This window comes from Actinoallomurus acanthiterrae, from assembly GCF_054775715.1.
This window is the reverse complement of record NZ_BAAHCO010000001.1, coordinates 3563627-3577184: the sequence shown is the minus strand read 5'-3', so window position 1 is coordinate 3577184 and position 13558 is coordinate 3563627. Positions and strand designations below refer to the sequence as shown.

Genomic DNA, 13558 nt, shown 5'->3' with positions numbered 1-13558 from the left:
GGAACCTCAGATGCTCTCTGCGGCGGTCGAGGGCGCCAGGCCCAGATCGCCGGATCGCCCGGTGGTGATGAGCTCGACCACCTGGCTGTGCGTGACGTCGGACCGTTTGACATCGGCGGCGACGCGGCCCAGGTAGAGGGCGGTGATCCGGTCCGCCACCTCGAACACGTCGTTCATGTTGTGCGAGATCAGCACGACCCCGTGCCCGGTCTCGGCGAGCCGGCGGACGAGGTCGAGGACCTGCCGGGTCTGCGCGACGCCGAGCGCCGCGGTCGGCTCGTCCAGGATCACGACCTTGGACTCCCACAGCACGGCCTTGGCGATCGCCACGGTCTGCCGCTGACCGCCGGACAGGCTCGCGACCTGCTGGCGGACCGACTTGACGGTGCGCACCGACAGCTTGGCCAGCGTCTCGCGGGCCGCCTGCTCCATGGACGCCTCGTCCAGGACGATGCCCCTCTTGCGCTCGCGGCCGAGGAACATGTTCTGGGCGATGTCCAGATTGTCGGCCAACGCGAGGTCCTGGTAGACGATCTCGATCCCGAGTCCGGCGGCGTCCTTGGGACTGTGGATGGTCACCGGCCGGCCGTCGAACATGAACCGGCCGGAGTCGGTCGGGTGGATGCCGGCGATGCACTTGATCAGGGTCGACTTGCCGGCGCCGTTGTCGCCGACGAGCGCGGTCACCTGTCCCGGATAGACCGCGAAGTCGACGTCGTGGAGCACGTGTACGGCTCCGAAGCTCTTGTTGATCCCCACCAGTTCGAGGGTGGGGTTTCCGTTCTCAGACAACGCTCGCACTCCCTCGGGAGGCGGAAAGGGGCGCCCGGGCGAGACCCGGGCGCCCCTCCGCACTCACTGGATTCCGGCCGCCTTGCACTTCGCGGCGTAGGCGCCCTTGCACAGCTCGGCCATCTTGACGAAGCCGTCGCTGACGACCTGCTTCACGTTGTCCTTGTAGATGCCGATCGGCTTGAGCAGGATCGACGGCACCTGCCGCTTGCCCTGCGGGTCGTTGGAGGTGCCGTTGGTCTGCGGCTTCTGGCCCTTGGACAGGGCGGTCACGACCTGGATGAGGCCGTCGGCCTCCTGCTTGATCGGCTTGTAGACGGTCATGCACTGCGTGCCGTCGAGGACGTTCTGCAGGCCCTGCGGGGTGGCGTCCTGACCCGTCACGGGCACCTTGCCCGCGACGTTGTTCTTCTTCAGGACGGACACCGCGGCGTTGCCGAGGCCGTCGTTGGCGGCGAGCACGCCGTCGATCTTGCCGTTCTGCTGGGTGTACATCTGCTCGAAGATGGTGACGGCCTGCTGGTTGTCCCAGTCCGGCACGTCCTGCTCGGCGACCTTCTTGTAGTCGGTCACCTTGTCGAGCACCTCGTGCGCGCCCTGCTTGAAGAGGGTGGCGTTGTTGTCGGTCGGCGAGCCGTTGAGGTAGGCGATGTTCGCCTTCTTGTTGCCCAGGCACTTCTGCAGGCCCTGGCCCTGGACCCGGCCGACCTCGACGCCGTCGAAGGACACGTAGTAGTCGGCGGAGCCGCCGAGCGTGAGACGGTCGTAGTCGATCGTCTGGACGCCCTGCTGCTTGGCCTTGCTCTCGATCGCCGCGCCGGAGTTGGAGTCGAGGTTGACGATCGCGAGCATCGTCACGCCCTGCGTCAGCATCTGGTCCGCGATGGACTGCATCTGCTGCTTGTCGCCCTGGGCGTTCTGAATGATGTGAGGAATGCCGGCCTGCGTGAACGCCTGGTCCAGCAGCGGCTTGTCGAAGCTCTCCCAGCGGACGGAGGACTTCGTGTCCGGCAGGATCACGCCGATCTTGCCGACCTTCGACTTGCTCGTGCCGCCGGACTTCTTTCCGTCGTCGCTGTTGCTACCGCAGGCAGCCAGGCCGGCGGTCGCCATGGCCGCGATCGCAGCGATACATGCCGTGCGCTTCAAGATCACGTCGACACCTTCTTCGGTGGGTCCCCAGGAACGGTTTGTTTGGGCGCACAACGTATTCCGCGCCCATCAGTTCGTATAGAGGGAGGAAGCCGGAGAAATATGACGGTTACGACATCGATATCTGGTCGTCACATAACGCTAAGAAGCCACAAAGCTACACATAGGCATCTTGATCATCACTAACTCGCGCAAGCCCCAGCGGCAGCCGAAAAGATGATCTTGACCCTCGTACGGCGGCCACCGCCCCGGCGGGCGATCACCGGCGACCCTCGCGGGCCCGGCGGGACGATGGGCCCAGGGTCCCGGGTCGCGCGGTCGAAATTGAGCATCTGGTCCCTACCGGACGCGACATCGAATGTGCTCGACCGGTGCCGTCACGGGCCGTTCACGGAGCCGTCACACGGTCGCAACACGGATACCGAAAGGTGTTTCATGATCGCGAACGGGACCCGCGGCGCCGAAAAGGACCGAAAACAAATGGCCAGGCCCGGAATCGGCGGGCGGGAGCGGGCACGGGGAGCGGTGCCTCCACGGCCGCCACCAAGGGCTTTATCGGTCAAGAACGCCGCGTCGGCGCGATGCCGGGAAAAGGATTGCCGAGAAAGCGCAGCGAACCGCGGCCGCGACAACGAGGACGCCCATTGAAAGCGGTCCAAACCAGGGTCGACTTCTCCCCAAAGGGGGACGACATCCGGCAATTCGGGTGGCCGATTCATACCGAATAAGGGAACGCCGAATCGAAACATCGCCCGGAAATCGAGATGAGGGCGGCGCCCCACCGGATCACCGGCGGCCGCGCCCGCCGCCGACACGGGGCCGAGCCCGGCGGGACCCCCGGTGGGCCGTGCTGGCTAGTGTCGTCTTCATGGGTAGCCAGATCGGTGTCACCGGGCTCGCCGTCATGGGCCAGAACCTCGCACGCAACATCGCGCGCCACGGGTTCCCGGTGGCCGTGCACAATCGGACCGAGAGCCGTACCAAGCAGCTCATCGAACACCACGGAGACGAGGGCGACTTCACGCCCGCCTACTCCCTCGAGGAGTTCGTCGCCGCGCTCGACCGGCCCCGCCGGATCATCATCATGGTCAAGGCGGGCGCGCCCGTCGACGCCGTGATCAAGGACCTCATCCCGCTGCTCGAAGCCGGTGACATCATCATCGACGGTGGCAACTCGCACTACGCGGACACCCGGCGGCGCGTCGCCGAGCTCGCCGAGCACGACCTCCACTTCGTCGGCGCCGGGATCTCCGGCGGCGAGGAGGGCGCCCTGCTGGGGCCCAGCATCATGCCGGGCGGCCCGCGCGAGGCGTACGAGCCCGTCGAGCAGATCCTCACCGCGATCGCGGCGCAGGTCGACGGCACTCCCTGCTGCGCCTACATCGGCCCGGACGGCGCCGGACACTACGTCAAGATGGCGCACAACGGCATCGAGTACGCCGACATGCAGCTGATCGCCGAGGCGTACGACCTGCTCACGCACGCCGCCGGGCTGAGCGCCCCGGAGATCGGGCAGGTCTTCGAGCAGTGGAACGAAGGCGACCTGGAGTCGTTCCTCATCGAGATCACCGCGAAGGTGCTCGCGCAGACCGACGCGGCGACCGGCAAGCCGCTCGTGGACGTCATCCTCGACCAGGCGGAGCAGAAGGGCACCGGCCGCTGGACCGCCCAGTCGGCACTGGAGCTCGGCGTTCCCGTCACCGCGATCACCGAGGCGGTGTTCGCGCGGGCGCTGTCCGCGCGCAAGGACGAGCGGACCAAGGCGTCGAAGATCCTGCCGGGCCCGGCCGGCGGGCAGGTCGACCCGGACTTCGTGGACGCGGTGCGCGACGCGCTGTACGCCTCGAAGGTCGTCGCCTACGCCCAAGGCTTCGAGCAGATCCGCGCCGCGTCCAACGAGTACGGCTGGGACGTCGAGCCGGGCACGCTCGCGACGATCTGGCGGGGCGGCTGCATCATCCGGGCGCGTTTCCTCAACCGGATCAAGGACGCGTACGACCGCGACCCGGATCTGTCGAACCTCCTGCTCGACGACTACTTCCGGGACGCCGTCGCGGGCGCCCAGGACGCCTGGCGCCGGGTCGTGCGCACGGCCGTGGAGCTCGGCGTGCCCACACCCGCGTTCTCCTCGGCGCTGGCCTACTACGACGGCTTCCGCCGTGAAAAAGGCCCGGCCTCGCTGATCCAGGGTCTGCGCGACTACTTCGGCGCGCACACCTACCGGCGCACCGACCGGGACGGCGTCTTCCACACCCTCTGGTCGGAGGACGGCCGCGAGGTGTCCGCCGACTGAGCGGGTCGACCGGCCGCCGGCGTTCCGTACGGACGCCGGCGGCGGTCGCGCGTCAGCGGGCGAACGGTCCGTCGTCGGCGAAGGCGAACGCGGCGAAGCGCTCCCCCATCCGGCGGTACCCGGCGGCGTTGGGATGCAGCGCGTCGGGCAGGTCGGCGACGTCCGACTCACCGAACAGCTCCCGGCCGTCCAGGTAGTGCAGGTTCGGGTCCGTGGCCGAGCGCTGGGCGACGATCCGGCGCAGGGCGTCCCGGATCACCGAGAGGCTCAGCGCGCCCTCGGCCAGCTGCGCCGGGTCGCCCGCCGTGTCGAAGCGCAGGACTCCGTCCTCCATGACGGGGAAGGTCGGGCCCGGCCGGTCCTCGACCATCGGGCACAGGATCGGCGAGACCACCAGCAGCGGGGTGTCCGGGTGCCCCTCCCGTACGGTGTCGATGAAACCGTGGACCGCCGGTTCGAAGGCCCGCAGCCGCATCGCGTCGGCGTTGACGACGTTGATGCCGAGCTTGAGGCTGATCCAGTCGGCGGGCTGGTCACGGATCGTCCGGGCCGTGAACGGGTCGAGCATCGCGTTCCCGCTGAACCCGAGGTTCAGGACGTTCACGTCGGCGGCGTGCGCGGCCACGACGGGCCAGGTGCCCAGCGGGCTGTCGGCCTCCCCGCAGTGGCTGATCGAGCTCCCGTGGTGCAACCAGCGCGGCCGGGTGTCCGGCTCCGGCGGCTCCACCGGCCCGTCGGCGCGCAGCGCGATCAGCTCGACCTGGGCGCTCTGCGGCAGCCAGATCTCCACCTGCTTGCGGCCGGGCGGCAGCGGCCCGAAGCGTACGGTGGCGGGCTCTCCCGGCACGATCTCGGGCGGCTTCACCCCGGCCGGGTCGAGGATCAGCACGTTGCCGTCCGGAGTGGCGACCCGCTGGGCCGGCGTGCCGTCGACGACGAGCTCGAACACACCGCCCGGCCACGCCTCGCCGACGGCCTCGTTCATCGACCTGGTGATGAGCACGTCGAGTTCCAGCGCCGTCGCCTCGGTTGCGAAGACCATGCGCACGCCGGACGGCTGGGCCACCACGTTCTCGCAGAAGGGGGTGGGGAACTGCGGCCTCGTCCAGCTCGGCAGCCGCCAGGGCCGCAGCCCGGCCTTGGTGCGTTCCAGGTCGAGCGCGCCTCGGATGTCAACGGGGCCGTCGAGCAGAGGGACGTCGGCAGGGGCCATGGATCCACCTTTCGTCTCCGGGCCGCGGACAGCGGCCGTGTCGAACGTACGACCTCCTAGGGCCACGCGGAAGATCGCCAGCGGTCTCCCGTGCGGTCCGCCGCCAGAGCAGGGCCGCCAGGGGTCAGAGGCCGCCCCAGTCCGCGGCCCGTGCGATGAGGTGGTCGCGAGCCTCGGCGAGGGCCGGGTCGGCGCCGAGGTCGACATCGCGACGCCGGGCGGCTGCGGAGGATGCGACGCCGGCGCCGGCCAGCCCCGTGAGGGCGCAACGCCGGGCGTGGGCAGGGCCGAGCCTCGCGGGTGGGGAACATGATGAAGCCGTACTTCACGACGACGCCCCGTCCTCTTGCGTGACAGTGACAACGATCTTGCCGACCTGCCCGCCGGCCTCCAGGTAGCGGTACGCGTCCGCGATCGCGTCCAAGGGGAAGGTCCGGTCGATGATCGGGGTCAGCTCGCCCTTCGCGAGCCCATCGCGGACGAACTCGACCGCGGCGACGCGCCGCCGACCGTCGGTAGGCGCGAGGTGGTAGCCCAGTTGGCCGACGCCGGCGAGGACAAGAGCTGCGGCACCTTCGACACCCCCGTGTCGCGATCGACCCTGACTCACCACTTCAACGTGCTGCGCGAAGCGGGGGTGATCCGGCAGTACTACGTCGGAACGACCAAGATGAACGCGCTCCGCGCCAACGAGATGGAAGACCGATTCCCCGGCCTGCTCCCTGCCCTGGTCGCCGCGTCCGCCCAGGATGCGGGTCGGCACTTTTCGGCTGCGGTCAGAGAGTAGGAGTCCGGGGCCGACCCAGGCGGTCCACGCGGCACGGCCACCCACCGGACCGCCCCCGCCGCTCGATGGTGGCAGGCCACCATCGAGCCCTGATCACAGGCGTGGGTCGACCGGCTCGGACTCGAGGGCGAGCACGCCGAACACCGCCTGGTGCACCCGCCACAGGGGCTCTCCGGCGGCCAGGCGGTCGAGGGCCTCCAGGCCGAGGGCGTACTCCCGCATGGCGAGCGACCGCTTGCGGCCCAGTGACCGCTGCCGCAGCCGGTCCAGGTGCTCCGGCTCGGTGTAGTCCGGCCCGTAGATGATCCGCAGGTACTCCCGCCCGCGGCACTTCAGGCCGGGCTGTACGAGACGGCGCTGCCCGTCCAGGCCTGCCTGCACCGAGCCGCCGTCCATGCCGCGGCCGGTCGGCCCAGACCCGCCGTCCGCGCCTCGGCCGGTCGGCCCGGATCCGCCGTGCCCGTCCGGGCCGGCCTGCACCGAGCCGCCGTCCGCGCCCCGGCCGGTCGGCCCAGACCCGCCGTCTCCGTCCGGCGGCAGTGGCTTGACGACCATGCCCTCGCCGCCGGCCGCGGTCAGCTCCGTCCACCAGGCGATCGCGGCGGACTCGTCGCCGGACAGGTCGAGGACGTACGACCGCGTCGCCGCGAACAGCTCCCCGTCGGCGGCGGCCAGCCGGTCGGCGATCGCCAGGTGCCAGAGGTGGTCCCGTTCGGCGTGGGCGCGGCCCTCCGCGGCCAGCACCTGGAACGGCGCCAGACGCAGCCCCTTCAGCCCCTCCGTGGGCCAGCAGTAGCGGGCGTACGCGTCCCGGAACAGCTCCGCGTTCACGGAGCGGCGCGTGACGCGGTCGCGCAGCGCTCCCACGTCCAGGCCGCGCGCGGCGGCCCGGTCCAGGACGTCGGCGGCCATCGGCAGGGCGGCGCGGGCGGCGGCGCCGGTCGCGGCGTACTGCGTGCGCAGCAGTTCGACGGCCTTGGCCGACCACGGCATGAGCTCGCAGTCGAGCACGAGCCACCCGGTCTCGAGCTCCTCGAACAGGCCCCCGGCGGCCGTACGGACCCGCTCCAGGAACTCCTCCGTCGTCGCCGGGTCCGGGAAGAAGGGCCGGCCGGTCCGCGTGTAGACCGCCCCGGTGGTGCCGTCGTCGACGCCGAAGCGGGCGGCGGCGGTCGCGGCGTCGCGGGCGACGACCACGACGGCCCGCGAGCCCATGTGCTTCTCCTCGCACACCACGCGCGTGACGCCCTGCCTCCGGTACGCCTCGAACGCCTCGGCCGGGTGCTCGAGGAAGCCGTCGAGCGCGGAGGTGGGCGTGGGCGCCATCGTCGGCGGCAGGTACACCAGCCAGCGGGGGTCGACCCCGAACCGGCTCATGACCTCCAACGCCGGCCAGACGTTGTCGTCCCGGACGTTGACGCGTCCCATCAGCCGGGTCTCGACCGCCTCCTGGACGTCGGTGACGCGCAGCACGCCGGACTCCCGGTGCGTCCCGGGGACCGTGGCCTCGTCCGCGAGCGGGCGGACCGGCTCGTACCAGACCTGACGGGCCGGGACCGCGACGAGCTCCTTCTCCGGGTAGCGCAGCGCGGTCAGCCGGCCGCCGAAGACACAGCCGGTGTCGACGCAGAGCGTGTTGTTGATCCACTCCGGCTCGGGCACGGGCGTGTGCCCGTACACGACCATGGCCGCGCCCCGGTAGTCGTTCGCCCAGGGGTAGCGGACCGGCAGCCCGTACTCGTCGGTCTCCCCCGTCGTCTCCCCGTACAGGGCGAACGACCGTACGCGGCCCGACGCCCGCCCGTGGTAGGCCTCCTTCAGCCCCGCGTGCGCGACGACGAGGCGTCCTCCGTCGAGGACGAGGTGGCTGACCAGGCCGTCCATGAAGGCCAGAGCCTCCGCGCGGAACTCCTCCGGCTCGTTCGCGAGCTGATCGAGGGACTCCGCGAGCCCGTGGCCGACCGTGACCCGCCGGCCCTTGAGGGCGCGGACGAGCTTGTTCTCGTGGTTGCCGGGGACGCACAGCGCGGTCCCGGCGGCGACCATGCCCATGGCCAGGCGGAGCACGCCGGGAGTGTCCGGCCCTCGGTCGACGAGGTCGCCGAGGAACACGGCGGTACGGCCCTCGGGGTGCGCGGCGCCCACGGGACGGCCGAGCGGGTCGCGCTCGACGGCGTAGCCGAGCGCGGTGAGGAGGTCCTCCAGCTCGGCCCGGCAGCCGTGGACGTCACCGATCAGGTCGAACGGGCCGGTCAGGTGCCGCCGGTCCGGCCACGGCTTCTCGTACGTGACGACCGCCTGGTCGATCTCCTCGCCGCCCAGCACGTACGCGCGCTTGAACTCCCGGTTCAGCGCGCGCAGGCCACGGCGCAGCTCCCGGCGCTGCCGGGGGACGACGTGGTCCGGCAGGTCGCGGTCGGTCCGGGCGGCGTTGCGCTCCATCGCGACGGACTCGGGGACGTCCAGGACGATCGCGACGGTGAGCACGTCGTGCTCCTTGGCGATCCGCACGAGCTGCTCGCGAGAGCGCGGCTGGACGTTCGTCGCGTCGACGACCGTGAGCAGGCCACGCCGCAGGCGGGTCCGCACGATGTGGTGCAGCAGGTCGAAGGCGTCGACGGTGGCCGACTGGTCGTTCTCGTCGTCGGAGACGACCGCCCGGCAGTAATCGGACGAGACGACCTGCGTCGGGGCGAAGTGGCGGCGCGCGAAGTACGACTTGCCGGAGCCCGACACGCCGACCAGCACGACGAGCGCCATCTCCGGGATCCTGAGCTCCGTCATCGGCTGAACACCCCCATCTGGGTCGGCGGGCCGACCTCACCATCCTCGTCGCCGACCGGGACGTACCGAACCTGGTAGCCGTACGTCCGGGCGACCTTCTCCGCCCACTCCCGGAACTCCGCCCGGGTCCACTCGAACCGGTGGTCCGGGTGCCGGAAGCCGGTGAGCCCCTCGTAGCGCACGTTGTACTCGGCGTTCGGGGTCGTGACGACCACGACGCGGAGCCGCGCGTCGCCGAACACGACGCGTTCGACGGCGGGCAGCCGCGGCACGTCGACGTGCTCGATGACCTCCATCAGCACCCCCGCGTCGTGGCCGTGGAAGCGGTCGTCGGCGTACGTGAGCGCACCGGTGAACAGGTTGAGGCGCTCCTCCTGCGGACGCGGCAGGCGGGCGAGCCGCCGCTGGGCCATCGTGATCGCCCGCGGTGAGACGTCCGTGCCGGTCACGAACTGGAAGTGCGGGTCCTGCAGCAGGCGGGACAGCAGCCTTCCGGAGCCGCAGCCGAGGTCGATGACCGTGTGCGCCCCCTCGGCCCGCAGGACGTCGAGCACCGTCTGGATCCGGCGCTCGGCGAGCGGCACCGGCGGGACGGCCGCCTCCGTCTCCGGCTCGGCGGCACCCGGCTCGGCGGCCGTGGGATCGGCCGGGGGCGGCTCCTCGTCGATCGGGTCGCGGTCGAGCGCGTCCTCCGGCGCGTCGTCGGCGTCGGCGAGCCGGGCCAGGGCCGTACGGACGAGGCCCCGCCGGTTCGCCAGGTAGCGGCGGGTGATGCGGCCGCGCTCCGGGTGTGCCGCCAGCCAGCCCTCCCCCGCCCGGATCAGCTTGTCGACCTCGTCGGAGGCGACCCAGTAGTGCTTCGCTTCGTCGAGGACGGGCAGCAGGACGTACACCTGGTTGAGCGCGTCACAGAGCCGCAGCTCGCCCTCGAGCGTCAGCGTCACGTAGCGCGAGTCACCCCACTGCGGGAACTCCGGGTCGAGCGGGACCGACCGAGCCTCCACCCGCCAGCCGAGCGGCTCGAACAGCCGGCGCGCGGCGTCCGGACCGCCGCGGCACGGCAGCGCCGGGAGGGTGATCGTCAGTGGGATCGGCGTCTCCGCCAGCTCCTGGTGGTCCCGGCTCGTGCCCCGCATCGCGGTCCGGAAGACGTTCGCCATCGCCGAGGCCAGGAGGGAGGACGCGGCGTACGGCCGGTCGTTGACGTACTGGCCGAGCGAGAGATCGGGCGTCTTGCGGGCCTTCGCCAGCTTGATCGGGTCGACGTCCAGGAGCAGCGCCGCCGTGCACGTGTCCGGCGACGCGTCGGGGTAGAACACGTGCGCCGTGCCGAAGGACTGCTCGAACGCCTGAACGCGCTCGGGATGCTTGACCAGCAGGTACCCGAGGTCGGTGGCCGGGCGCGCGGTCGTCGTGATCGTCAGCAGCACACGGCACAGTGTTCCGGATGTCGCGGCATATCCCCCACCGGTTTTCCCGGTCCCGGCTCCGCCGAGACGGGCGGGTGCCCGACCCGCATGTTCATGGACATGGAGCCCTGGTCCAGGTTCATCGTTCCCTTGATACGGACGGAGCGGGCGTGGACCAGCGCGTCCTTCGCCGCGGCGAGGATCTCGGCCCCTGATTTCGCCGCGATGTCCCCGGCCGCCGGCCGTGTCGTGTCGGGCTGGGACGGGTGCGACCCGCCGGAGCCTCCGCAGGCGGCGGCGCTCAGGAGCAGCGCCCCGGCGATGGCGGCGTTTCCTCGTCGTACATCGATTCTGATCACGGCTGATCGACGCGCGACTCATCAGTGACGTTTACCGATCTTGACCGTCCGATCAGAATGAACAGCCTGGGTCCCGTTCAGCGCCAGGACGCCTTGGCGAGGACGTCCGGAACGTCCGGGTCGGAGGCGACGTCGACGATGAGGACCTGCCGATCGGCGACGTACCACTCACGTTCGGTGTATCCGTTGACCGTCTTTTTGGGATCCGCCTGGTCGACGCAGTCGACGACGTACTCGCTGTACGTCGCCGGGTGCCCACCGATCTGCCGCGATTCGGTGAAGCTCGGCTTCTGCGGCGTCACGATGAAGGCGCTCGGCAGGCCCGGGCACGGCTCGGCACCGGAGGACGGGTAGTACATCTGGCGTCCCGCCCGGTAACTGCCGAAGCCTTCCGACGCGAGGCTGATCTGCTTCGGGCCCATGACCCAGAACCCGGTGCACGTCGTCTCGAAGAAGTCCGCCTTCGGCTTCGCGCACGGTCGGGTCAGCACGTGCCGTCCGGTCCCGGTGTCGGCGACGGTCCAGCCGGTGCGCAGCGGCAGGCCGAGCGTGTCCAACCACGTGAGGTTCGCCGCGGGCGTCGGTGATGGCGAGATCGGGGCGTGGCCGCGACGGGACCTCCCCGGAAGAAGGGTCGCGGCGGCGACCGCCAGAGCCGCCACGCAGACCACGACGCCACCGACGGCGAGCAGCGTCCGCGCCCGACGTGGTGGCGTCGCCCCCAGGACGGTCGACCACCCGCCCTCCTCCGGCCCGGACCGATGGGCCGGGGCAGAGCCCGGAACCGTGACGGACATCGTGGCGCCGAGGGCCGCCATGCCCGAGTCCCCTGGGAGGGGCTCGTCCCCCGCCCTACGCTCGCCGCCGGGCGAACGCCGGTCGTCCTCGCCGGACGATCGCCCGCCCCCTTTGCCGGACGCCCGCTGCCCCTGCTCGCCGGACGATCTCAGGGCCTCGCCGCCGTACGACCTCGGGCCTTCCTCGCCGAGCAGCCAGGACAGGGCCTGCCGCGCCGACGGCCGCCGGGCGGGGTCCTTGTCCAGGCAGGCCGCCGCGATCTCCCGCAGCGGCCCGTTGAAGTCGCCGAGGTCCGGCGGCATGTGCTGGATCCGGCTGACCACCGCGCCGAGGTGGTCCTCGCCGAACGGCGGCCGGCCCGTCGCGGCGTACACGAGTGTCCCGCCCCAGGCGAACATGTCCGTCGCCCGTCCCGGCGGCTCGTTCCGCAGCTGTTCGGGGGCCATGAAGGCGGGTGTGCCGATCACGTGGCCGCTGATGGTGGCGTCGACGACGTGCGCCACCCCGAAGTCGATCACCCGTGGCCCGTCGGGGCCCAGCAGGACGTTGGCGGGCTTGAAATCACGGTGGACGACGTCCGCCTGGTGGATGGCGACGAGGGCGGTCGCCGTGCCGATCGCGAGGCGGTGCAGCACCGAGCCGCGCAGCGGCCCGTCCTCGCGGACGACCTGGCGCAGCGACGGCCCGTCGATGAACTCGCTGACGATGTACGGAAGGTCGCCCTCGACGTCGGCGTCGAGGATCCGCGCCGTACAGAACGGGTCGACCTTTCGCGCGGCGGCCAGTTCCTTGGCGAAGTAACGGCGCTCGCGCGCGTCGCCGCCGAACCGCAGGAGCTTGACCGCCACCCGCTCGCCCGACGGCGACTCGCCGAGGTAGACCACTCCCTGACCTCCGGCGCCCAGGCGGCCGATCAGCCGGTATCCGCCGACGGCGGCGGGATCAAGGGAGTTCAACGGCTGTGCGGAGGGCATGCCGGGATTCTGCCGCAGGATGATCGTCCGGGATCGCGGATCCCGGACGATCAACGCGCCGAGGCGATCAGACCTGCGGAAGGACCTCGTTCGCGATCAGCTCGAGGTGGTCCAGGTCGTCGAGGTCCAGCACCTGGAGGTACAGCCGCTCGGCGCCGATCTCCCCGAACTTCCCGATCTTGTCGACCAGCTCGGCGGGCGTGCCCGCCAGGCCGTTCTCCCGCAGTTCGTCGACCTTCCGGCCGATCGCGTCGGCCCGCCGCGCGAGCTCCGCCTCGTCCCGGCCGCAGCACACGACCTGCGCGGCCGAGAAGCTCATCGACTGGCAGGACCGGCCGCCCTGCTCACACGCCGCGCGCACGCGCTCGTACGCCGAGCGGGTGTCCTCCAGCCCGTGGAACGGCACGTTGTACTCGTCGGCGTAGCGCGCGGCCAGCCGTGGCGTGCGCTTGGCGCCGGCCCCACCGATGATCACCGGCGGGCGGGGCTGCTGCGCCGGCTTCGGCAGCGCGGGCGACTCCGCCAGCCGGTAGTGCTCTCCCTCGAACGAGAAGGTCTTGCCGGTGGGGGTCTCCCACAGACCCGTCACGATCCGCAGCTGCTCCTCCAGCCGGTCGAACCGCTCGGCCAGGCTGGGGAACGGGATGCCGTACGCGGTGTGCTCCTCCTCGAACCACCCCGTGCCCAGCCCCAGCTCGACGCGTCCTCCGCTCATCTGGTCGACGTTCGCGACGGAGATGGCCAGCGGACCGGGCTGCCGGAAGGTCGCCGCGGTCACAAGCGTGCCGAGACGGATCCGCCGGGTCTCCCGGGCCAGCCCGGCCAGCGTGATCCAGGCGTCCGACGGGCCCGGAAGACCGCTGACATCCCCCATCTTCACGTAGTGATCCGAGCGGAAGAACGCGTCGAAGCCGTACTCCTCCGTGGCCGTGGCGACGCGAAGCAGGGTGTCGTAGCTCGCCCCCTGCTGGGGCTCTGTGAAGATCCGCAGAAGCAT

The 13558-nt window shown here is 71.1% G+C and carries 11 protein-coding genes; 2 read left to right on the top strand and 9 right to left on the bottom strand.

Features of this window, described 5'->3' with window-relative positions:
* Positions 1-6 precede the first annotated feature (6 nt).
* Together ACYVF7_RS17435 and ACYVF7_RS17430 are read right to left on the bottom strand one after the other, a co-directional pair.
* Entirely contained in the window at positions 7-792 is a 786-nt protein-coding gene (locus ACYVF7_RS17435) for an ATP-binding cassette domain-containing protein (RefSeq protein WP_460341152.1), read from the bottom strand.
* A gap of 63 nt (positions 793-855) precedes the next feature.
* Entirely contained in the window at positions 856-1947 is a 1092-nt protein-coding gene (locus ACYVF7_RS17430) for a sugar ABC transporter substrate-binding protein (protein WP_460341149.1), read from the bottom strand.
* Positions 1948-2812: 865 nt separating this feature from the next.
* On the opposite strand from ACYVF7_RS17430, the gene gndA reads away from it, so the two are divergent.
* Positions 2813-4237, top strand: coding sequence for an NADP-dependent phosphogluconate dehydrogenase (gndA, locus tag ACYVF7_RS17425; RefSeq protein ID WP_460341146.1), 1425 nt, complete (start codon positions 2813-2815; stop codon positions 4235-4237).
* A 52-nt stretch (positions 4238-4289) separates the two neighbouring features.
* Here the strand turns inward: gndA and ACYVF7_RS17420 are convergent, their stop codons facing one another.
* Positions 4290-5450, bottom strand: a complete 1161-nt coding sequence (locus ACYVF7_RS17420; RefSeq protein ID WP_460341144.1) for a GDSL-type esterase/lipase family protein — start codon at positions 5448-5450, stop codon at positions 4290-4292.
* 325 nt (positions 5451-5775) lie between these two features.
* On the bottom strand, positions 5776-6099 hold the full coding sequence (locus ACYVF7_RS17415; RefSeq protein ID WP_460357969.1) for a zinc-binding dehydrogenase: 324 nt from the start codon (positions 6097-6099) through the stop codon (positions 5776-5778).
* Between ACYVF7_RS17415 and ACYVF7_RS17410 the strand changes: the two genes are divergently transcribed.
* Positions 5989-6237: a helix-turn-helix domain-containing protein gene (locus ACYVF7_RS17410; RefSeq protein ID WP_460357966.1), complete on the top strand. Its 249-nt coding sequence runs from the start codon at positions 5989-5991 to the stop codon at positions 6235-6237. The two genes, ACYVF7_RS17415 and ACYVF7_RS17410, sit on opposite strands and share 111 nt — an antisense overlap.
* A gap of 93 nt (positions 6238-6330) precedes the next feature.
* Here the strand turns inward: ACYVF7_RS17410 and ACYVF7_RS17405 are convergent, their stop codons facing one another.
* From ACYVF7_RS17405 to ACYVF7_RS17385, 5 genes are all read right to left on the bottom strand, one after another.
* Positions 6331-9021: a polynucleotide kinase-phosphatase gene (locus ACYVF7_RS17405; RefSeq protein WP_460341141.1), complete on the bottom strand. Its 2691-nt coding sequence runs from the start codon at positions 9019-9021 to the stop codon at positions 6331-6333.
* Entirely contained in the window at positions 9018-10451 is a 1434-nt protein-coding gene (locus ACYVF7_RS17400; RefSeq protein WP_460341139.1) for a 3' terminal RNA ribose 2'-O-methyltransferase Hen1, read from the bottom strand. The genes ACYVF7_RS17405 and ACYVF7_RS17400 overlap by 4 nt, the downstream gene beginning before the upstream one ends.
* Positions 10442-10789 (bottom strand): hypothetical protein, encoded by a 348-nt coding sequence (locus ACYVF7_RS17395; protein ID WP_460341136.1) that lies wholly within the window; start codon positions 10787-10789, stop codon positions 10442-10444. The genes ACYVF7_RS17400 and ACYVF7_RS17395 overlap by 10 nt, the downstream gene beginning before the upstream one ends.
* A 77-nt stretch (positions 10790-10866) precedes the next feature.
* Positions 10867-12561, bottom strand: a complete 1695-nt coding sequence (locus ACYVF7_RS17390) for a serine/threonine-protein kinase (protein WP_460341133.1) — start codon at positions 12559-12561, stop codon at positions 10867-10869.
* A gap of 67 nt (positions 12562-12628) precedes the next feature.
* Positions 12629-13558, bottom strand: a complete 930-nt coding sequence (locus ACYVF7_RS17385) for an LLM class F420-dependent oxidoreductase (protein ID WP_460357963.1) — start codon at positions 13556-13558, stop codon at positions 12629-12631.

Bases quoted from the DNA above. Each gene is read 5' to 3' on its own strand.
- gndA (WP_460341146.1), top strand. From the start codon at position 2,813: ATGGGTAGCCAGATCGGTGTCACCGGGCTCGCCGTCATGGGCCAGAAC.
- ACYVF7_RS17420 (WP_460341144.1), bottom strand. From the start codon at position 5,450: ATGGCCCCTGCCGACGTCCCTCTGCTCGACGGCCCCGTTGACATCCGA.
- ACYVF7_RS17405 (WP_460341141.1), bottom strand. From the start codon at position 9,021: ATGACGGAGCTCAGGATCCCGGAGATGGCGCTCGTCGTGCTGGTCGGC.
- ACYVF7_RS17390 (WP_460341133.1), bottom strand. From the start codon at position 12,561: ATGCCCTCCGCACAGCCGTTGAACTCCCTTGATCCCGCCGCCGTCGGC.
- ACYVF7_RS17385 (WP_460357963.1), bottom strand. From the start codon at position 13,558: ATGCTTCTGCGGATCTTCACAGAGCCCCAGCAGGGGGCGAGCTACGAC.